The organism is Bacillus sp. HY001, assembly GCF_007558965.1.
In the GTDB taxonomy this organism is placed as follows: Bacteria; Bacillota; Bacilli; order Bacillales; family Bacillaceae_G; genus Bacillus_A; species Bacillus_A mobilis.
The window spans coordinates 1-368 of the sequence record NZ_VLTE01000320.1; the positions used below are offsets into that span (position 1 = coordinate 1).

The 368-nt window shown below is 57.1% G+C and carries 1 pseudogene; it reads right to left on the reverse strand.

Annotated features, from left to right (window positions below):
• Window positions 1-368, reverse strand: a pseudogene (locus FOT98_RS31535) (Gly-Xaa-Xaa repeat protein); the annotation flags it as partial.

The following is a 368-nucleotide window of genomic DNA, read 5'->3' on the forward strand; positions in this document are numbered from 1 at the left end:
GTGGCACCGGTAGCACCCGCTGGTCCTTGAGCACCTTGAGGTCCAGTAGCACCAGTAGCACCCGTGTTACCTTGAGCACCCTGAGGTCCAGTAGCACCAGTGTTACCTTGAACACCTTGAGGTCCAGTAGCACCAGTGTTACCTTGAGCACCTTGAGGTCCAGTGGCACCAGTAGCACCAGTAGCACCCGTGTTACCTTGAGCACCCTGAGGTCCAGTAGCACCAGTAGCACCAGTGTTACCTTGAACACCCTGAGGTCCAGTAGCACCAGTGTTACCTTGAACACCTTGAGGTCCAGTGGCACCGGTAGCACCCGCTGGTCCTTGAGCACCTTGAGGTCCAGTAGCACCAGTAGCACCCGTGTTACC